This is a genomic window from Roseateles sp. (assembly GCF_965229315.1).
In the GTDB taxonomy this organism is placed as follows: domain Bacteria; phylum Pseudomonadota; class Gammaproteobacteria; order Burkholderiales; family Burkholderiaceae_C; genus Pelomonas.
In genome coordinates this window covers 38,499-53,765 of the sequence record NZ_CBDDJA010000001.1, presented here as the reverse complement: position 1 = coordinate 53,765, position 15,267 = coordinate 38,499, and the positions used below count along the sequence as shown (strand labels likewise).

The 15,267-nt window shown below is 63.0% G+C and carries 29 protein-coding genes; all 29 read left to right on the top strand.

Going from position 1 to position 15,267, the window contains the following annotated elements; translation table 11 throughout:
• Nucleotides 1–110 precede the first annotated feature (110 nt).
• The gene (rplC, locus tag ACO07H_RS00245) at nt 111–782 is read left to right on the top strand and encodes a 50S ribosomal protein L3 (RefSeq protein ID WP_422009919.1); all 672 of its coding nucleotides are present in this window, start codon (nt 111–113) and stop codon (nt 780–782) included.
• Nucleotides 782–1,402 carry a 50S ribosomal protein L4 gene (gene rplD / locus ACO07H_RS00240; protein WP_422009917.1) on the top strand — a complete coding sequence of 207 codons (621 nt, stop codon included), beginning with the start codon at nt 782–784 and terminating at the stop codon, nt 1,400–1,402. The genes rplC and rplD overlap by 1 nt, the downstream gene beginning before the upstream one ends.
• Nucleotides 1,399–1,713: a 50S ribosomal protein L23 gene (gene rplW / locus ACO07H_RS00235; protein WP_056877739.1), complete on the top strand. Its 315-nt coding sequence runs from the start codon at nt 1,399–1,401 to the stop codon at nt 1,711–1,713. The genes rplD and rplW overlap by 4 nt, the downstream gene beginning before the upstream one ends.
• Nucleotides 1,714–2,538, top strand: a complete 825-nt coding sequence (rplB, locus tag ACO07H_RS00230; protein WP_056877738.1) for a 50S ribosomal protein L2 — start codon at nt 1,714–1,716, stop codon at nt 2,536–2,538. It abuts the gene before it with no gap.
• A 10-nt stretch (nt 2,539–2,548) separates the two neighbouring features.
• On the top strand, nt 2,549–2,827 hold the full coding sequence (gene rpsS, locus ACO07H_RS00225) for a 30S ribosomal protein S19 (protein ID WP_056194250.1): 279 nt from the start codon (nt 2,549–2,551) through the stop codon (nt 2,825–2,827).
• Between the two features lie 11 nt (nt 2,828–2,838).
• Nucleotides 2,839–3,168: a 50S ribosomal protein L22 gene (gene rplV, locus ACO07H_RS00220; protein WP_233374577.1), complete on the top strand. Its 330-nt coding sequence runs from the start codon at nt 2,839–2,841 to the stop codon at nt 3,166–3,168.
• Nucleotides 3,169–3,183: 15 nt separating this feature from the next.
• Nucleotides 3,184–4,047 carry a 30S ribosomal protein S3 gene (rpsC, locus tag ACO07H_RS00215; RefSeq protein ID WP_422009914.1) on the top strand — a complete coding sequence of 288 codons (864 nt, stop codon included), beginning with the start codon at nt 3,184–3,186 and terminating at the stop codon, nt 4,045–4,047.
• A gap of 2 nt (nt 4,048–4,049) precedes the next feature.
• Nucleotides 4,050–4,466 (top strand): 50S ribosomal protein L16, encoded by a 417-nt coding sequence (gene rplP / locus ACO07H_RS00210; protein WP_422009912.1) that lies wholly within the window; start codon nt 4,050–4,052, stop codon nt 4,464–4,466.
• Nucleotides 4,467–4,476: 10 nt separating this feature from the next.
• The gene (gene rpmC, locus ACO07H_RS00205) at nt 4,477–4,680 is read left to right on the top strand and encodes a 50S ribosomal protein L29 (RefSeq protein ID WP_422009910.1); all 204 of its coding nucleotides are present in this window, start codon (nt 4,477–4,479) and stop codon (nt 4,678–4,680) included.
• On the top strand, nt 4,677–4,946 hold the full coding sequence (rpsQ, locus tag ACO07H_RS00200; RefSeq protein ID WP_422009908.1) for a 30S ribosomal protein S17: 270 nt from the start codon (nt 4,677–4,679) through the stop codon (nt 4,944–4,946). Before rpmC ends, rpsQ begins: the two co-directional genes overlap by 4 nt.
• Before the next feature lie 94 nt (nt 4,947–5,040).
• Nucleotides 5,041–5,550 (top strand): peroxiredoxin, encoded by a 510-nt coding sequence (locus ACO07H_RS00195; RefSeq protein ID WP_422009906.1) that lies wholly within the window; start codon nt 5,041–5,043, stop codon nt 5,548–5,550.
• A gap of 270 nt (nt 5,551–5,820) precedes the next feature.
• Nucleotides 5,821–6,189: a 50S ribosomal protein L14 gene (rplN, locus tag ACO07H_RS00190; RefSeq protein ID WP_056194233.1), complete on the top strand. Its 369-nt coding sequence runs from the start codon at nt 5,821–5,823 to the stop codon at nt 6,187–6,189.
• A gap of 23 nt (nt 6,190–6,212) precedes the next feature.
• A complete protein-coding gene (gene rplX, locus ACO07H_RS00185) occupies nt 6,213–6,527 on the top strand; it encodes a 50S ribosomal protein L24 (RefSeq protein ID WP_056264780.1) in 315 nt (104 codons plus the stop codon).
• Nucleotides 6,528–6,537: 10 nt separating this feature from the next.
• Nucleotides 6,538–7,077, top strand: coding sequence for a 50S ribosomal protein L5 (gene rplE / locus ACO07H_RS00180; RefSeq protein ID WP_056194227.1), 540 nt, complete (start codon nt 6,538–6,540; stop codon nt 7,075–7,077).
• A gap of 8 nt (nt 7,078–7,085) precedes the next feature.
• Complete coding sequence (gene rpsN / locus ACO07H_RS00175; protein ID WP_422009903.1) at nt 7,086–7,391, top strand: 30S ribosomal protein S14; 306 nt, start codon at nt 7,086–7,088, stop codon at nt 7,389–7,391.
• Nucleotides 7,392–7,416: 25 nt separating this feature from the next.
• Nucleotides 7,417–7,812, top strand: a complete 396-nt coding sequence (gene rpsH, locus ACO07H_RS00170; RefSeq protein ID WP_422009901.1) for a 30S ribosomal protein S8 — start codon at nt 7,417–7,419, stop codon at nt 7,810–7,812.
• 20 nt (nt 7,813–7,832) lie between these two features.
• On the top strand, nt 7,833–8,366 hold the full coding sequence (gene rplF, locus ACO07H_RS00165; RefSeq protein ID WP_422009899.1) for a 50S ribosomal protein L6: 534 nt from the start codon (nt 7,833–7,835) through the stop codon (nt 8,364–8,366).
• 11 nt (nt 8,367–8,377) lie between these two features.
• Complete coding sequence (gene rplR, locus ACO07H_RS00160; protein ID WP_422009897.1) at nt 8,378–8,743, top strand: 50S ribosomal protein L18; 366 nt, start codon at nt 8,378–8,380, stop codon at nt 8,741–8,743.
• An 18-nt stretch (nt 8,744–8,761) separates the two neighbouring features.
• The gene (rpsE, locus tag ACO07H_RS00155) at nt 8,762–9,280 is read left to right on the top strand and encodes a 30S ribosomal protein S5 (protein WP_422009895.1); all 519 of its coding nucleotides are present in this window, start codon (nt 8,762–8,764) and stop codon (nt 9,278–9,280) included.
• Between the two features lie 20 nt (nt 9,281–9,300).
• A complete protein-coding gene (gene rpmD, locus ACO07H_RS00150) occupies nt 9,301–9,483 on the top strand; it encodes a 50S ribosomal protein L30 (protein WP_056194210.1) in 183 nt (60 codons plus the stop codon).
• Between the two features lie 26 nt (nt 9,484–9,509).
• Nucleotides 9,510–9,941 carry a 50S ribosomal protein L15 gene (gene rplO / locus ACO07H_RS00145; protein ID WP_422009893.1) on the top strand — a complete coding sequence of 144 codons (432 nt, stop codon included), beginning with the start codon at nt 9,510–9,512 and terminating at the stop codon, nt 9,939–9,941.
• A 27-nt stretch (nt 9,942–9,968) separates the two neighbouring features.
• Nucleotides 9,969–11,279, top strand: coding sequence for a preprotein translocase subunit SecY (secY, locus tag ACO07H_RS00140; protein WP_422009891.1), 1,311 nt, complete (start codon nt 9,969–9,971; stop codon nt 11,277–11,279).
• A 54-nt stretch (nt 11,280–11,333) separates the two neighbouring features.
• Nucleotides 11,334–11,552, top strand: a complete 219-nt coding sequence (gene infA / locus ACO07H_RS00135; RefSeq protein WP_422009889.1) for a translation initiation factor IF-1 — start codon at nt 11,334–11,336, stop codon at nt 11,550–11,552.
• A gap of 58 nt (nt 11,553–11,610) precedes the next feature.
• Nucleotides 11,611–11,724 carry a 50S ribosomal protein L36 gene (gene rpmJ / locus ACO07H_RS00130; protein WP_056194202.1) on the top strand — a complete coding sequence of 38 codons (114 nt, stop codon included), beginning with the start codon at nt 11,611–11,613 and terminating at the stop codon, nt 11,722–11,724.
• Nucleotides 11,725–11,758: 34 nt separating this feature from the next.
• On the top strand, nt 11,759–12,124 hold the full coding sequence (gene rpsM / locus ACO07H_RS00125; RefSeq protein ID WP_056264810.1) for a 30S ribosomal protein S13: 366 nt from the start codon (nt 11,759–11,761) through the stop codon (nt 12,122–12,124).
• 26 nt (nt 12,125–12,150) lie between these two features.
• Complete coding sequence (rpsK, locus tag ACO07H_RS00120) at nt 12,151–12,555, top strand: 30S ribosomal protein S11 (RefSeq protein ID WP_056194196.1); 405 nt, start codon at nt 12,151–12,153, stop codon at nt 12,553–12,555.
• A gap of 251 nt (nt 12,556–12,806) precedes the next feature.
• Entirely contained in the window at nt 12,807–13,430 is a 624-nt protein-coding gene (gene rpsD / locus ACO07H_RS00115; protein WP_422009884.1) for a 30S ribosomal protein S4, read from the top strand.
• A gap of 139 nt (nt 13,431–13,569) precedes the next feature.
• Nucleotides 13,570–14,559, top strand: a complete 990-nt coding sequence (locus ACO07H_RS00110) for a DNA-directed RNA polymerase subunit alpha (protein WP_422009882.1) — start codon at nt 13,570–13,572, stop codon at nt 14,557–14,559.
• A 146-nt stretch (nt 14,560–14,705) separates the two neighbouring features.
• A complete protein-coding gene (gene rplQ / locus ACO07H_RS00105; RefSeq protein ID WP_422009880.1) occupies nt 14,706–15,095 on the top strand; it encodes a 50S ribosomal protein L17 in 390 nt (129 codons plus the stop codon).
• Nucleotides 15,096–15,267: the final 172 nt, after the last annotated feature.

The following is a 15,267-nucleotide window of genomic DNA, read 5'->3' as shown; positions in this document are numbered from 1 at the left end:
GATATTCGCGCAGCGCCTCGCAAGAGGTGCTGCACAGGTCAGCCCGGCCAATCGATGTCGGGTGTTCGCAATAGCTTCCGAGGCGTGAGCCGAGGGGGCTGGAGAAAAACATGAGTCTGAGCAACCGTCTCGGTTTGCTGGGCCGCAAGGTGGGCATGATGCGCATCTTCACGGACGATGGCGATGCCATCCCTGTGACGGTGCTGGACGTGTCCAACAACCGCGTGACCCAGGTCAAGACCCAAGAGACCGACGGCTACAGCGCCATTCAAGTGGCGTTCGGTGCGCGCAAAGCTTCGCGCGTGACCAAGCCTGAAGCCGGCCACCTCGCCAAGGCAGGTGTCGAAGCCGGTGAAATCCTCAAGGAATTCCGCGTCGAAGCCGACGTCGCTGCGCAGTACAAGGCTGGCGCGACCGTTCCGGTGACGCTGTTCGCCACCGGCCAGCTGGTCGATGTGCAGGGCACGTCCATCGGCAAGGGCTTCGCGGGCACCATCAAGCGCCACAACTTCAGCTCGCAGCGCGCGTCGCACGGCAACAGCCGTTCGCACAACGTGCCGGGCTCGATCTCGATGGCCCAAGACCCGGGCCGTGTGTTCCCGGGCAAGAAGATGACCGGCCACATGGGCGACGAAACCGTCACCACCCAGAACCTGGACATCGTGCGCATTGACGAAGCCCGTCAACTGCTGCTGGTCCGCGGTGCGGTCCCGGGTTCCAAGAACGGCCACATCGTCGTTCGCCCGGCCGTCAAGGTCAAAGTCAAGAAGGGAGCCAACTGATGCAGCTCGAGCTCCTGAACGAGCAAGGTCAGGCCACTTCCAAAGTGGACGCGCCTGACACCGTCTTCGCTCGCGACTACAACGAAGCCCTGGTGCACCAGGTGGTCGTGGCCTTCCAGGCCAACGCCCGCCAAGGCACCCGTGCCCAGAAGGACCGCGAACAGGTCCATCACTCGACCAAGAAGCCCTTCCGCCAGAAGGGCACCGGCCGCGCTCGCGCCGGTATGACCTCGTCGCCGCTGTGGCGCGGGGGCGGTCGCATCTTCCCGAACATGCCTGACGAGAACTTCTCGCACAAGCTGAACAAGAAGATGTACCGCGCCGGCATGGCTGCGATCCTGTCGCAGTTGGCCCGCGAAGGCCGCCTGGCCGTGGTGGACTCGATCTCGGTCGAAGCCCCCAAGACCAAGCTGCTGGCCGCCAAGTTCAAGGCCATGGGCCTGGACTCGGTGATGGTCATCTCCGACATCGTCGATGACAACCTGCTGCTGGCTTCGCGCAACCTGGCCAACGTGCTGGTCGTCGAGCCGCGCTACGCCGACCCGCTGTCCCTCGTCTTCTACAAGAAGGTGCTGGTGACCAAGGCTGCGGTCGAGCAACTCAAGGAGATGCTGGCATGAGCGTCACCAAATACTCCGAAGGCCGCCTGGCCTCCGTGCTGCTTGCGCCCATCGTGTCCGAGAAGGCCACGCAGGTTGCCGAGAAGCACAACCAGGTCCTGTTCAAGGTCCTGCGCGACGCCACCAAGCCCGAAATCAAGGCCGCTGTTGAACTGATGTTCAAGGTCGAGGTCGAGTCGGTCAACGTCGTCCAGGTCAAGGGCAAGACCAAGCGCTTTGGTGGCCGTGCCGGCCGCCGTGACCACGTCAAGAAGGCGTACGTCGCCCTCAAGGCCGGTCAAGAGCTCAATTTCTCCGGGGAGGCCGCGTAAATGGCCATCGTCAAAGTCAAGCCGACGTCGCCCGGTCGCCGTGGCGTCGTCAAGGTGGTGCACAAGCACCTGCACAAGGGCGCGCCCCATGCAGCTTTGCTTGAGCCGCAAATCCAGAACTCCGGCCGCAACAACAACGGCCACATCACGATTCGCCACAAGGGCGGTGGTCACAAGCACCACTACCGTGTGGTCGACTTCAAGCGCAACAAGGACGGCATTCCGGCCAAGGTCGAGACCATCGAGTACGACCCGAACCGCACCGCCCACATTGCGCTGGTGGTGTACGCCGACGGCGAGCGCCGCTACGTGATCGCCCCGCGCGGTCTGGAAGTGGGTGCCACGCTGCTGAGCGGTGCCGAGGCGCCGATCAAGGCGGGCAACACGCTGCCGATCCGCAACATCCCGGTGGGCTCGACCATCCACTGCATCGAGCTGCAGCCTGGCAAGGGTGCCCAGATGATCCGTTCGGCCGGCACCTCTGCCGTGCTGATGGCTCGCGAAGGTGTCTACGCCCAGATCCGTCTGCGCTCGGGCGAAGTCCGCCGAGTGCACATCGACTGCCGCGCCACCATCGGTGAAGTGAGCAACGAAGAGCACAGCCTGCGCCAGTACGGCAAGGCCGGCGCGATCCGCTGGAAGGGTATCCGCCCGACCGTTCGCGGTGTGGCGATGAACCCGGTGGATCACCCGCACGGTGGTGGCGAAGGCCGCACTGGCGAGGGCCAGGTCCCTGTGTCGCCGTGGAACACCCTGACGAAGGGCTACCGCACTCGCAACAACAAGCGCACGCAGACGTTCATCGTCTCGCGTCGCAAGAAGTAAGGGCTAGGCCATGACTCGTTCGCTGAAGAAGGGCCCCTTCGTTGACCACCATCTGATGGCCAAGGTCGACAAGGCTGTTGCCATCAAAGACAAGAAGCCCATCAAGACCTGGTCGCGCCGCTCGACGATCCTGCCCGAGTTCATCGGTCTGACGATCGCCGTGCACAACGGCAAGCAGCACGTGCCGGTCTATGTGTCTGACCAGATGGTCGGCCACAAGCTCGGTGAATTCGCACTGACCCGCACCTTCAAAGGCCACCCGGCCGACAAGAAGGCCGGGAAGAAGTAAGGATGCCAACGATGGAAACCAAAGCAATCGTTCGCGGCGTTCGCCTCTCGTGTGACAAGGGTCGCCTCGTGGCTGACCTGATCCGCGGCAAGAAGGTGGACCAAGCGCTGAACATCCTGGAATTCACCCAGAAGAAGGCGGCCGTGATCATCAAGAAGGCGCTGGAAAGCGCCATCGCCAACGCCGAGCACAACGACGGCGCTGACATTGATGAGCTCAAGGTCACCTCGATCTACGTCGAGCAGGGTGCCACGTTGAAGCGCTTCTCGGCTCGCGCCAAGGGCCGCGGCAATCGCATCAGCAAGCCCACCTGCCACATCTTCGTGGCTGTCGGCAACTGAGGCGCAAGGAAGAACATGGGACAGAAAATCCACCCGACCGGCTTCCGCCTGCCTGTCACCCGCAATTGGGCTTCGCGCTGGTACGCGAACAACCAGAACTTCGCCACGATGCTGGCCGAAGATCTGCAGGTTCGTGAATACCTGAAGACCAAGCTCAAGAATGCCGCCGTCTCGCGCATCCTCATCGAGCGCCCCGCCAAGAACGCCCGCATCACGATCTACTCGGCTCGTCCGGGTGTCGTGATCGGCAAGAAGGGCGAAGACATCGAGGCGCTAAAGGCCGAGCTGACCCGCCGTCTGGGCGTGCCCGTCGCGGTCAACATCGAAGAAGTGCGCAAGCCTGAAGTCGATGCCCAACTGATCGCCGATTCGATCACGCAGCAGCTCGAAAAGCGCATCATGTTCCGCCGCGCCATGAAGCGCGCGATGCAGAACGCGATGCGTCTGGGTGCCCAGGGCATCAAGATCATGAGCGCGGGTCGTCTGAACGGCATCGAAATCGCCCGTACCGAGTGGTATCGCGAAGGTCGTGTGCCCCTGCACACCCTGAAGGCCGACATCGACTACGGCTTCTCCGAAGCCAAGACCACCTACGGCGTCATCGGCGTCAAGGTCTGGGTCTACCGCGGTGACCGCCTGGCCAATGGCGATGCGCCGGTCATCAACACCCCCGCTGGCGCCGAAGACGATCGTCGCCCGCGCCGTAACGCCCGTCCGGGTGCTCCCAGCGGCCGTGGCCGCCCGGGTGGCGACCGTGGCCCGCGTGACGGAGCAGATCAGCCCGCTGCCGCCGCCCCCACGGGTGACGCAGCCAAGCCCGCCGCCAAGCGCGTGGTCCGCAAGGTCCCCGCTGCTGCCGGTGAGGCCAAAGGAGAATAAGCATGCTGCAACCCGCTCGTCGTAAATACCGCAAGGAGCAGAAGGGCCGCAACACTGGTGTTGCGACCCGAGGCGCCGCGGTGTCTTTCGGTGATTTCGGCCTGAAGGCCACCGAGCGCGGCCGCCTGACGGCCCGCCAGATCGAAGCGGCTCGCCGCGCGATCTCGCGCCACATCAAGCGTGGTGGCCGGATCTTCATCCGCATCTTCCCGGACAAGCCCATCTCGCAAAAGCCTGCCGAAGTCCGTATGGGCAACGGCAAGGGCAACCCGGAGTACTACGTGGCCGAGATCCAGCCCGGCAAGGTGCTCTATGAGATCAACGGCGTGCCGGAAGTGCTGGCCCGCGAGGCGTTCACGCTGGCTGCTGCCAAGCTGCCGCTGCGTTGCACCTTCGTGGCCCGGCAGGTCGGTACCTGAGGAAGACACCATGACGAAAGCAACTGAACTCCGCGCCAAGGATGTCGCTGCCCTCGAAAAGGAAGTGACCGATCTGCTGAAGGCCCACTTCGGCCTGCGCATGCAAAAGGCCACCCAGCAGCTGACCAACCACAGCCAGCTGGGCAAGACCCGCCGCGACATCGCGCGTGCCAAGACTGTCCTGGCACAAAAGAAGAAGGAGGCCACGAAATGACTGAGGCCCAAGTGAAGAACGTGCGCACGCTGGTCGGCAAGGTCGTCAGCGACGCCCGCGCCAAGACCGTGACCGTGCTCGTCGAGCGCCGTGCCAAGCACGAGCTCTATGGCAAGATCGTGGCCCGCTCGCGCAAGTACCACGCGCATGACGAGCAGAACGAGTACAAGATCGGCGACGTCGTCGAGATCAGCGAAACCCGCCCGGTCTCCAAGACCAAGGCCTGGGCTGTGACGCGTCTGGTCGAAAAGGCCCAGATCGTCTGAAGACTTTCGGTGGCATGACCGCCGAACAAGCCGGCGCGCTGGGAAACTGGCGCGCCGGTTTTCCTTTTCCAGCATCCAAACATTGGAGGACACCATGATCAAGGTTGGCGACAAGCTCCCGGCGGGCAGCTTGCAGGAGTTCATTGACGTCGAGGGTGAGGGCTGCTCGCTCGGCCCCAACAGCTTCGACATCGAGAAGGCCACGGCCGGCAAGACCGTGGCCATCTTTGCGCTCCCCGGCGCCTACACGCCGACGTGCTCGGCACAGCATGTGCCCGGTTACGTGCAGAAGTCCGATGAGCTCAAGGCCGCGGGTGTCGACGAGATCTGGTGTGTTTCCGTCAACGACGCCTTCGTCATGGGGGCCTGGGGTCGTGACCAGCAGACAGCCGGCAAGGTCCGCATGATGGCTGACGGCAGCGGCACCTTCACCCAGGCCGTGGGCCTGCCGCTGGACCTGACGGCGCGCGGCATGGGCGTGCGCTCGCAGCGCTACTCGATGCTGGTCAAGGATGGTGTCGTCCAGGCGCTCAACGTCGAAGCACCCGGCAAGTTCGAGGTCAGCGATGCCGGCACGCTGCTGGCGCAGGCCAAGTCGGCCTGAGTCGCGCGCATCCGCGGGGGCTGCCCGAGCAGGCCCCTGCAAAAAACTTCTGCGCAGGCATTGACGCCCCGAGGGTTCTCACTGCATAATGCGCAGCTTCGCCGAACGCCAGTGCTTCTGCCACGCAGGAGCCTCAAGCTGGTTTCGGATCCGCCCTCAACCGTTGGGCAGCAGGGCGCCAGTCGCCCGGCTGTTTGACTTACGGGCCCAAGACTGACCGACGCGCGGTGCCTTCAAGGCGCTGCAACTCGGGGCAAGTTGGGGACAGACATGATTCAAATGCAATCGCGGCTCGATGTCGCGGATAACACTGGCGCGAAGTCCGTTCAGTGCATCAAGGTGCTGGGCGGCTCCAAGCGCCGCTATGCGCACATTGGCGACATCATCAAGGTCAGCATCAAAGAAGCTGCCCCGCGTGGTCGCGTGAAGAAGGGCGAGGTCTACAGCGCCGTGGTGGTTCGTACCGCCAAGGGCGTGCGCCGCCAGGACGGCTCGCTCGTCAAGTTCGACGGCAATGCCGCCGTGCTGCTCAACGCCAAGCTGGAGCCGATCGGCACCCGCATCTTCGGCCCGGTCACGCGTGAACTGCGTACCGAGCGCTTCATGAAGATCGTGTCGCTGGCGCCCGAGGTGCTTTGAGCCCCCACTGTCTGAGGTAAGCCATGAACAAGATTCGTACCGGCGACCAGGTCATCGTGCTGACCGGCCGCGACAAGGGTAAGCGCGGCACCGTGTCCGCCCGCACCGATGTCGACCACGTTGTGGTTGACGGCATCAATGTCGTCAAGAAGCACGTCAAGCCCAACCCCATGAAGGGCACCACCGGTGGCGTCGTCGACAAGACCATGCCCATCCATCAATCCAACGTGGCGATCTTCAACGCCGCCTCCGGCAAGGCCGATCGTGTGGGCGTCAAGCTCGTCGACGGCAAGCGGGTGCGCGTGTTCAAGTCGACCGGCGAAGAGATCAAGGCTTAAGAGGTCCCTCATGGCTCGTCTTCAAACGCATTACCGCGAAAAAATCGTGCCCGGCCTGGTCGAAAAGTTCGGCTACAAGTCGGTCATGGAGGTGCCCCGCATCACCAAGATCACGCTCAACATGGGCGTGAGCGAAGCTGTTGCCGACAAGAAGGTCATGGACCACGCTGTGGGTGACCTGACCAAGATCGCCGGCCAGAAGCCTGTCGTCACGAAGTCGAAGAAGGCGATTGCCGGCTTCAAGATCCGTGACGCCGTGCCCATCGGCGCGATGGTGACCCTGCGTGGTGTCCAGATGTATGAATTCCTGGACCGCTTCGTGACGATCGCGCTGCCGCGCGTGCGTGACTTCCGGGGTATCTCCGGTCGTTCGTTCGACGGCCGTGGCAACTACAACATCGGCGTCAAGGAACAGATCATCTTCCCCGAGATCGAATACGACAAGGTGGATGCTCTGCGTGGTCTGAACATCAGCATCACGACGACTGCCAAGACGGACGACGAAGCCAAGGCACTGCTGGCTGCGTTCAAGTTCCCGTTCAAGAACTGAGGTGATCTGTGGCTAAAACTTCCATCAAGCAACGTGAACTGAAGCGCGAAGCACTCGTCGCCAAGTTCGCGAAGAAGTACGCAGAACTGAAGGCCATCATCGACGACAGCAAGAAGTCGGATGAAGAGCGTTACCTCGCTCGCCTCGAGCTGCAGAAGCTGCCCCGCAACGCCTACCCGACTCGCCTGCGCAACCGCTGCGAGCTGACCGGCCGTCCGCGTGGCACCTTCCGCAAGTTCGGTCTGGCCCGTAACAAGATCCGTGAGCTGGCCTTCAAGGGCGACATCCCCGGTGTCGTCAAGGCCAGCTGGTAATCGGCTCGATTAGGAGAAATCGCAAATGAGCATGAGTGATCCTATCGCCGATATGCTGACCCGGATTCGCAACGCCCAGATCGTTGAGAAGCCCAATGTCGTCATGCCGTCGTCGAAGTTGAAGGCAGCGATCGCCAAGGTCCTGAAGGATGAAGGCTACATCGATGACTTCGCCATCCGTGGTGAAGCCGCTCGCCCCGAGCTGGAAATTTCGCTGAAGTACTACGCTGGCCGTCCGGTCATCGAGCGTATCGAGCGTGTGAGCCGCCCCGGCCTGCGCATCTACAAGGGCCGTCACGACATTCCTCAGGTCATGAATGGCCTGGGCGTCGCGATCGTCACCACGCCGCAGGGTGTGATGACGGACCGCAAGGCGCGCGCTGCCGGTATCGGTGGCGAAGTGCTCTGCTACGTCGCCTAAGCGAGAAGGAGAGACGAACAATGTCCCGCGTAGGAAAAATGCCGGTCTCCATCCCGCAAGGCGTGGATGTGACCGTGTCGGCTGACTCGATCAGCGTCAAGGGCTCGCTCGGCACGCTGGTGCGTCCGGCCAACAAGCTCGTCGACGTCAAGAGCGAAGGCGGCAAGCTGAATTTCGTTCCCGCCAATGAGTCGGCTGATGCCGACGCGATGAGCGGCACGATGCGTGCACTGGTGGCCAACATGGTCAACGGTGTCAGCAAGGGTTTCGAGAAGAAGCTGAACCTGGTTGGCGTGGGTTTCCGCGCCCAAGCCCAGGGTCAGAAGCTCAACCTGCAGATCGGTTTCTCTCACCCCGTGGTGAAGGACATGCCGGCCGGCATCAAGGTCGAGTGCCCGACGCAGACCGAAATCATCATCAAGGGTGCTGACCGCCAGGTCGTCGGCCAGATCGCCGCTGAGGTGCGCGCCTTCCGTCCCCCCGAGCCCTACAAGGGCAAGGGCATCCGCTACTCGGATGAGAAGGTCTCCCTCAAAGAGACCAAGAAGAAGTAAGGAGCCGCGCCATGATGACCAAGAAAGAACAACGACTGCGTCGTTCGCGCCAGACCCGTGCCCGCATCGCGATCCAGCGTGTGGCCCGTCTGACGGTGTTCCGCTCCAACCTGCACATCTATGCCCAAGTCGTGTCGGAAGACGGCGACAAGGTGCTGGCCGCAGCGTCCACCGCCGAAAAGTCGGTGCGCGAGCAGCTGGGTGCCGAGGGCAAGGGTGGCAACGTTGCCGCCGCTACGCTGGTGGGCAAGCTGATCGCCGAGAAGGCCAAGGCCGCAGGTGTCGAGAAGGTCGCGTTCGACCGCTCGGGTTTCGCCTACCACGGCCGTGTCAAGGCACTGGCCGAGGCCGCTCGCGAAGCCGGCCTGCAGTTCTGACGCATCAAGGAATAAGAAATGGCAAAGTTTCAACCCCGCGCGCAGACCGAAGGCAATGACGACGGCCTGAAGGAAAAGATGATCGCGGTGAACCGCGTGACCAAGGTGGTGAAGGGCGGCCGCACGCTGTCCTTCGCAGCGCTGACCGTGGTCGGTGACGGCGATGGCCGCATCGGCATGGGCAAGGGCAAGGCCAAGGAAGTGCCGGTCGCGGTGCAGAAGGCCATGGAGTCGGCTCGCCGCAACATGGTCAAGGTCAGCCTGAAGAACGGCACCATCCATCACAACGTGGTGGGTGAGCACGGTGCTGCGCACGTCATCATGGCCCCGGCACCTGCCGGTACCGGCGTCATCGCCGGCGGCCCGATGCGCGCTGTCTTCGAAGTGATGGGCGTGACCGACATCGTGACCAAGAGCCACGGTTCCACCAACCCGTACAACATGGTCCGCGCCACGCTGGACGCCCTCAAGCGTTCCACCACGCCGGCCTCGGTCGCGGCCAAGCGCGGCAAGACGGTTGAAGAAATCTTCAACTGATCGCCACAGCGGAGCACAACATGTCTGACAAAAAAACCGTGACGGTCAAGCTGGTGCGTAGCCCCATCGGCTGCCGTGCCTCGCACCGTGCCACCGTGGTCGGCCTGGGTCTGCGTCGGCTGAACAGCCAAAGCACCCTGGAAGACACGCCCGCCGTGCGCGGCATGATCAACAAGATCGCCTATCTGGTGCAGGTGCTCTGAGCACCGCGCACATCGAGGACAAGACGATGGAACTCAACACGATCAAGCCCGCAGAGGGCGCCAAGCATGCCAAGCGCCGTGTCGGCCGTGGCATCGGCTCCGGCCTGGGCAAGACCGCAGGTCGCGGCCACAAGGGCCAGAAGTCCCGCGCTGGTGGCTACCACAAGGTCGGCTTCGAAGGCGGTCAGATGCCGCTGCAGCGTCGCCTGCCCAAGCGTGGCTTCAAGTCGCTGACGCTGAAGTACAACGCCGAGATCACGCTGTCGGACCTGCAAGTCCTGGCCGGCGAAGAGGTCGATGTGTCGACGCTGAAGGCCGTCGGCCTGGTGCCGCAACTGGCCAAGTCGGTCAAGGTCATCCTGTCCGGTGCCATCGAGCGCAAGGTCACGCTGAAGGGCGTGAACGCCACGAAGGGCGCCAAGGCGGCCATCGAGGCGGCTGGCGGCTCGGTCGCTTAATTGCTGTCCAAAAGGAACTGACTCAGCGTGGCTACCAACGCGAATCAGCTGGCCAAGAGTGGCAAGTTCGGTGACCTGCGTCGCCGGCTTGTCTTCCTGCTGCTGGCGCTGGTCGTGTACCGCATCGGGGCGCATATCCCCGTGCCCGGTATCGACCCGAACCAGCTCGCCCAATTCTTCAAGGGTCAGGCGGGTGGCATCCTGAGCCTGTTCAACATGTTCTCGGGCGGTGCGCTGTCGCGCTTCACCGTGTTCGCGTTGGGCATCACGCCGTACATCTCGGCTTCCATCGTGCTGCAGCTTATGACCTATGTGGTCCCGACGCTGGAGCAGCTGAAGAAGGAAGGCGAGGCGGGCCGCCGCAAGATCACGCAGTACACGCGCTACGCCACCTTGGGCCTGGCGCTGTTCCAGAGCCTGTCCATCGCGCTGGCGCTGGAAGGTTCTGCGGGCCTGGTGCTCAATCCTGGTTTCGGCTTCCGCCTCACGGCGGTGTCCAGCCTGGTGGCCGGCACGATGTTTCTGATGTGGCTGGGTGAGCAGATCACCGAGCGGGGTCTGGGCAACGGCATTTCGATCCTGATCTTCGGCGGTATCGCCGCAGGTCTGCCCGGTGCGATCGGTGGGCTGTTCGAGCTGGTGCGTACCGGCGCGATGGGCTACGGTTCGGCGCTGGTCGTGATCGCCCTGGTCGTGCTGGTGACCTTCGCCGTCGTGTTCGTCGAGCGTGGCCAGCGCAAGATCCTGGTGAACTATGCCAAGCGCCAGGTCGGCAACAAGGTCTACGGCGGCCAGTCGTCGCACCTGCCGCTGAAGCTGAACATGTCGGGCGTGATCCCGCCGATCTTTGCGTCGTCGATCATCCTGCTGCCGACCACGGTGGTGAGCTGGTTTGCGACGGGCGACGGCCTGCGCTGGTTGAAGGACCTGGCTGCCATGGTCAGCCCGGGCCAGCCGATCTATGTGTTGCTGTACGCCGCTGCCATCATCTTCTTCTGCTTCTTCTATACGGCGCTGGTGTTCAACAGCCGTGAGACCGCGGACAACCTGAAGAAGAGCGGCGCGTTCATTCCGGGCATCCGTCCGGGCGAGCAGACCGCCAAGCACATCGACCGCATCTTGTCGCGGCTGACGCTTGCCGGCGCGATCTACATCACGCTGGTCTGCCTGCTGCCCGAATTCTTGACACTCAAGTACAACGTTCCGTTCTACTTTGGTGGCACATCCCTGCTGATCATCGTGGTCGTCACGATGGACTTCTGGGCCCAGGTGCAAAGCTACATCATGAGTCAGCAGTACGAGTCACTGCTGAAGAAGGCCAGCTTCAAGCCCAACTGAGGGTGGAGAGCTGTTCTAAGGAAATATCTGTTTTAACCCACACGAAGTTTTGGCATGTCGAAAGACGACGTCATTCAGATGCAGGGCGAGATTGTTGAAAACCTCCCCAGCGCAACGTTTCGTGTGAAGTTAGAGAACGGGCATGTCGTCCTCGGACACATCTCCGGCAAGATGCGGATGCACTACATCCGTATCCTCCCCGGCGACAAAGTGACTGTGGAATTGACGCCCTACGATTTGAGTCGTGCTCGCATCGTGTTCCGGGCGAAGTGAGCTGTTTGAACCCCCGGACGCGTGTGAGCGCAAAAGAAGTTAGGCCAAGGAGCAGACCATGAAAGTTTCGGCATCCGTGAAGCAGATGTGCCGCAATTGCAAGATCATCCGCCGCAAGGGCGTGGTGCGTGTGATCTGCACCGACCCGCGCCACAAGCAGCGCCAGGGCTGAGCCCCCGCGCGCACGACAGGACTAGAGGACAACCATGGCACGTATTGCTGGTATCAACATTCCGCCGCAAAAGCACACTGAGATCGGTCTGACCTCGATCTACGGCATTGGCCGTACGACCGCCCAGAAGATCTGCACGACCTGCGGCATCCCGTTCGACAAGAAGGTCAAGGACCTGAACGACTCCGATCTCGAAAAGATCCGTGACGTCGTCAACCAGATGACCATCGAAGGCGATCTGCGTCGTGAGCAGTCCATCAACATCAAGCGTCTGATGGATCTGGGCTGCTACCGTGGCTTCCGTCACCGCCGCGGCCTGCCGATGCGCGGCCAGCGCACCCGCACGAATGCCCGCACCCGCAAGGGTCCGCGCAAGTCGGCTGCGACCGGCAAGAAGTAAGCTGCCCGAACTGAAAGAAGGTCAATATGGCAAAGGCTCCCAACAATTCGGCGGCTCAACGCGTTCGCAAGAAGGTTCGCAAGAACGTTGCTGACGGCATCGCGCACGTCCACGCCTCGTTCAACAACACCATCATCACCATCACCGACCGGCAAGGCGGCGCCCTGTCCTGGGCTTCGTCGGGTGGTCAGGGCTTCAAGGGTTCGCGCAAGTCGACGCCTTTCGCAGCCCAGGTGGCGGCTGAAGTGGCCGGCCGCGCTGCTCAAGAGCAGGGCATCAAGAACCTCGACGTCAAGATCAAGGGCCCCGGCCCGGGTCGTGAGTCGTCGGTGCGTGCCCTGGCAGCGCTGGGCATCCGCATCAACTCGATCTCTGACGTGACGCCCGTGCCGCACAACGGCTGCCGTCCGCAGAAGCGTCGTCGCATCTAAGTTCGCCGCATCTGAGCCCCACCTTCCGGTGACAGGGATATTGCAGATTCGGATGACAGTGCGATAATCGCGTGTTTTCCCGGAGCCGGCGGGCACTCAGGTGCCGCGCCGGCTTCAGTTTTGAGCCGGCTTCATTGCGAGCCGACGCTTAAGCCCACCGTCCAAGCCCACAACAACACCGGCTGGACTCGCGCAGGACGCCGTCGTGAAAGCGACGACTTTCGGCGTCAGATTGATCAAGGACACGCAAAGTGGCACGTTACCTCGGCCCCAAGGGCAAACTTTCCCGCCGTGAAGGCACCGACCTCTACCTGAAGAGCGCCCGCCGCGCCATCAGCGACAAGGTCAAGTTCGACTCCAAGCCCGGCCAGCATGGCCGCACCTCCGGCCAGCGCACGTCCGACTTCGGCCTGCAACTGCGCGAAAAGCAGAAGGTCAAGCGCATGTATGGCGTGCTGGAGCGTCAGTTCCGCCGCTACTTCGCCGAAGCCGAGCGCCGCAAGGGCTCGACCGGCGTGAACCTGCTGCAGCTGCTGGAATCGCGCCTGGACAACGTCGTCTACCGCATGGGCTTCGGCTCCACCCGCGCAGAAGCACGCCAACTGGTGTCGCACAAGGGTGTCACGGTGAATGGCGAGGTCGTCAACATCGCGTCCTACTCGGTCAAGGCGGGTGACACCGTCGCGGTGCGCGACAAGGCCAAGAAGCAGCTGCGCGTGACGGAGTCCTTCAAGCTGGCCGACTCCATCGGCCTGCCGGCCTGGGTGGCCGTGGACGGCACGAAGCTGGAAGGCGTCTTCAAGAAGGCTCCCGACCGCGACGAGTTCGGTGCCGAGATCAACGAATCGCTGATCGTCGAGTTGTACTCGCGTTAATGTTTTCCCCCGCCGGCCGCGCTCGCAAGAGCGCGGCCGGCGTTTCCTCGTCCGGGCCTCCAAGCCCTTCGAAGGCTCTGCCCGGCTGGTCCTCAGCCTTATCGGTGTAACGAACCGAGGGTATTGAAAGAAAGACCTCATGCAAACCAACTTGCTCAAACCCAAGTCCATCAACGTGGAGCCCCTGGGCGGTCATCGCGCCAAGGTCACGCTGGAGCCGTTTGAACGCGGCTACGGTCACACGCTGGGCAACGCCCTGCGCCGTGTGCTGCTCTCGTCGATGGTGGGGTATGCGCCGACCGAAGTGACGATTGCCGGCGTGCTGCACGAGTACTCGGCCATCGACGGCGTGCAAGAGGACGTGGTTCACATCATGCTGAACCTCAAGGGCGTCGTCTTCCGCCTGCACAACCGCGAAGAAGTGACCCTGGTCCTGCGCAAGGAAGGCGAAGGCCCCGTCACCGCGGCCGACATCCAGACCCCGCACGACGTCGAGATCATCAACCCCGAGCAAGTCATCGCCCACCTGTCGCAAGGCGGCAAGCTGGACATGCAGATCAAGGTGGAGAAGGGCCGCGGCTACGTGCCCGGCACGATGCGCCGCTTCGGCGACGAGCCGACCAAGAGCATCGGCCGCATCGTCCTCGACGCGTCCTTCTCGCCGGTCAGCCGCGTCAGCTACGCGGTCGAGAACGCCCGCGTCGAGCAGCGTACCGACCTCGACAAGCTCGTGATGGAGATCCAGACCAACGGCGCCATCTCGCCCGAGGAAGCGATCCGCGCGTCCGCCAAGATCCTCGTCGAGCAACTGGCCGTGTTCGCCCAGCTGCAAGGCACGGACCTGGTCGACGCCTTCGACCAGCCGGCCCAGCGCTCCAGCAGCTTCGACCCGATCCTGCTGCGTCCGGTCGACGAGCTCGAACTCACCGTGCGTTCGGCCAACTGCCTGAAGGCCGAAAACATCTACTACATCGGCGACCTGATCCAGCGTACCGAGACCGAGCTGCTGAAGACCCCCAACCTGGGTCGCAAGTCGCTCAACGAGATCAAGGAAGTCCTGGCTTCCCGCGGTCTCACGCTCGGCGCCCGCCTGGAAAACTGGCCGCCCCAAGGGCTGGACAAGCGGTAATCCGCTGCGCGCCAACACAAGAGACGGCCTGAAGGCCGTCATCGGATGACAAACGCGATGAAGCTCAAACTTCGGGCGTTTGATCGTGCACCCGGCAGTACCTGACACGGCTGCCGGCATCAACAAAGTGAAAAAGGAATAGCACCATGCGTCACCGTCACGGCCTCCGCAAACTCAACCGCACCAGCTCCCATCGCCAGGCGATGCTGCGCAACATGTGCGTCTCGCTGCTGCAGCACGAAGCCATCAAGACCACGGTCCCCAAGGCCAAGGAACTGCGTAAGGTGGTCGAGCCCCTGATCACCCTGGCCAAGGAACCCACGCTGGCCAACCGCCGCCTGGCTTTCGACCGCCTGCGTGACCGCGACATCGTCACCAAGCTCTTCAACGAACTGGGCCCGCGCTTCAAGGCGCGCCCGGGCGGCTACACCCGCATCCTGAAGATGGGTTTCCGCGTCGGCGACAACGCGCCCATGGCTTTCGTTGAACTGGTGGATCGCGCCGAAGGCGAGACCGCTGGAGAAGCCGTCGAGTAATCAGGCCCACGCCTGTTTCGATCAAAGCCCGCCTTGCGCGGGCTTTTTTACGTCTGGCGTCAGCCCAGCCGCGCTCGCAGCCATCTGGCAGGCGCCGCAAGCGCGCCCGCCTGAAAGACGCGCCGCCGTCCCTGCGGTCCCGACCCTTTCATTCGCGGGGGGACCGCCCGGA

Coding starts and splice junctions, on each gene's coding strand:
- rplC (WP_422009919.1), top strand. CDS start 111: ATGAGTCTGAGCAACCGTCTCGGTTTGCTGGGCCGCAAGGTGGGCATG.
- rplD (WP_422009917.1), top strand. CDS start 782: ATGCAGCTCGAGCTCCTGAACGAGCAAGGTCAGGCCACTTCCAAAGTG.
- rplW (WP_056877739.1), top strand. CDS start 1,399: ATGAGCGTCACCAAATACTCCGAAGGCCGCCTGGCCTCCGTGCTGCTT.
- rplB (WP_056877738.1), top strand. CDS start 1,714: ATGGCCATCGTCAAAGTCAAGCCGACGTCGCCCGGTCGCCGTGGCGTC.
- rpsS (WP_056194250.1), top strand. CDS start 2,549: ATGACTCGTTCGCTGAAGAAGGGCCCCTTCGTTGACCACCATCTGATG.
- rplV (WP_233374577.1), top strand. CDS start 2,839: ATGGAAACCAAAGCAATCGTTCGCGGCGTTCGCCTCTCGTGTGACAAG.
- rpsC (WP_422009914.1), top strand. CDS start 3,184: ATGGGACAGAAAATCCACCCGACCGGCTTCCGCCTGCCTGTCACCCGC.
- rplP (WP_422009912.1), top strand. CDS start 4,050: ATGCTGCAACCCGCTCGTCGTAAATACCGCAAGGAGCAGAAGGGCCGC.
- rpmC (WP_422009910.1), top strand. CDS start 4,477: ATGACGAAAGCAACTGAACTCCGCGCCAAGGATGTCGCTGCCCTCGAA.
- rpsQ (WP_422009908.1), top strand. CDS start 4,677: ATGACTGAGGCCCAAGTGAAGAACGTGCGCACGCTGGTCGGCAAGGTC.
- ACO07H_RS00195 (WP_422009906.1), top strand. CDS start 5,041: ATGATCAAGGTTGGCGACAAGCTCCCGGCGGGCAGCTTGCAGGAGTTC.
- rplN (WP_056194233.1), top strand. CDS start 5,821: ATGATTCAAATGCAATCGCGGCTCGATGTCGCGGATAACACTGGCGCG.
- rplX (WP_056264780.1), top strand. CDS start 6,213: ATGAACAAGATTCGTACCGGCGACCAGGTCATCGTGCTGACCGGCCGC.
- rplE (WP_056194227.1), top strand. CDS start 6,538: ATGGCTCGTCTTCAAACGCATTACCGCGAAAAAATCGTGCCCGGCCTG.
- rpsH (WP_422009901.1), top strand. CDS start 7,417: ATGAGCATGAGTGATCCTATCGCCGATATGCTGACCCGGATTCGCAAC.
- rplF (WP_422009899.1), top strand. CDS start 7,833: ATGTCCCGCGTAGGAAAAATGCCGGTCTCCATCCCGCAAGGCGTGGAT.
- rplR (WP_422009897.1), top strand. CDS start 8,378: ATGATGACCAAGAAAGAACAACGACTGCGTCGTTCGCGCCAGACCCGT.
- rpsE (WP_422009895.1), top strand. CDS start 8,762: ATGGCAAAGTTTCAACCCCGCGCGCAGACCGAAGGCAATGACGACGGC.
- rpmD (WP_056194210.1), top strand. CDS start 9,301: ATGTCTGACAAAAAAACCGTGACGGTCAAGCTGGTGCGTAGCCCCATC.
- rplO (WP_422009893.1), top strand. CDS start 9,510: ATGGAACTCAACACGATCAAGCCCGCAGAGGGCGCCAAGCATGCCAAG.
- infA (WP_422009889.1), top strand. CDS start 11,334: ATGTCGAAAGACGACGTCATTCAGATGCAGGGCGAGATTGTTGAAAAC.
- rpmJ (WP_056194202.1), top strand. CDS start 11,611: ATGAAAGTTTCGGCATCCGTGAAGCAGATGTGCCGCAATTGCAAGATC.
- rpsM (WP_056264810.1), top strand. CDS start 11,759: ATGGCACGTATTGCTGGTATCAACATTCCGCCGCAAAAGCACACTGAG.
- rpsK (WP_056194196.1), top strand. CDS start 12,151: ATGGCAAAGGCTCCCAACAATTCGGCGGCTCAACGCGTTCGCAAGAAG.
- ACO07H_RS00110 (WP_422009882.1), top strand. CDS start 13,570: ATGCAAACCAACTTGCTCAAACCCAAGTCCATCAACGTGGAGCCCCTG.
- rplQ (WP_422009880.1), top strand. CDS start 14,706: ATGCGTCACCGTCACGGCCTCCGCAAACTCAACCGCACCAGCTCCCAT.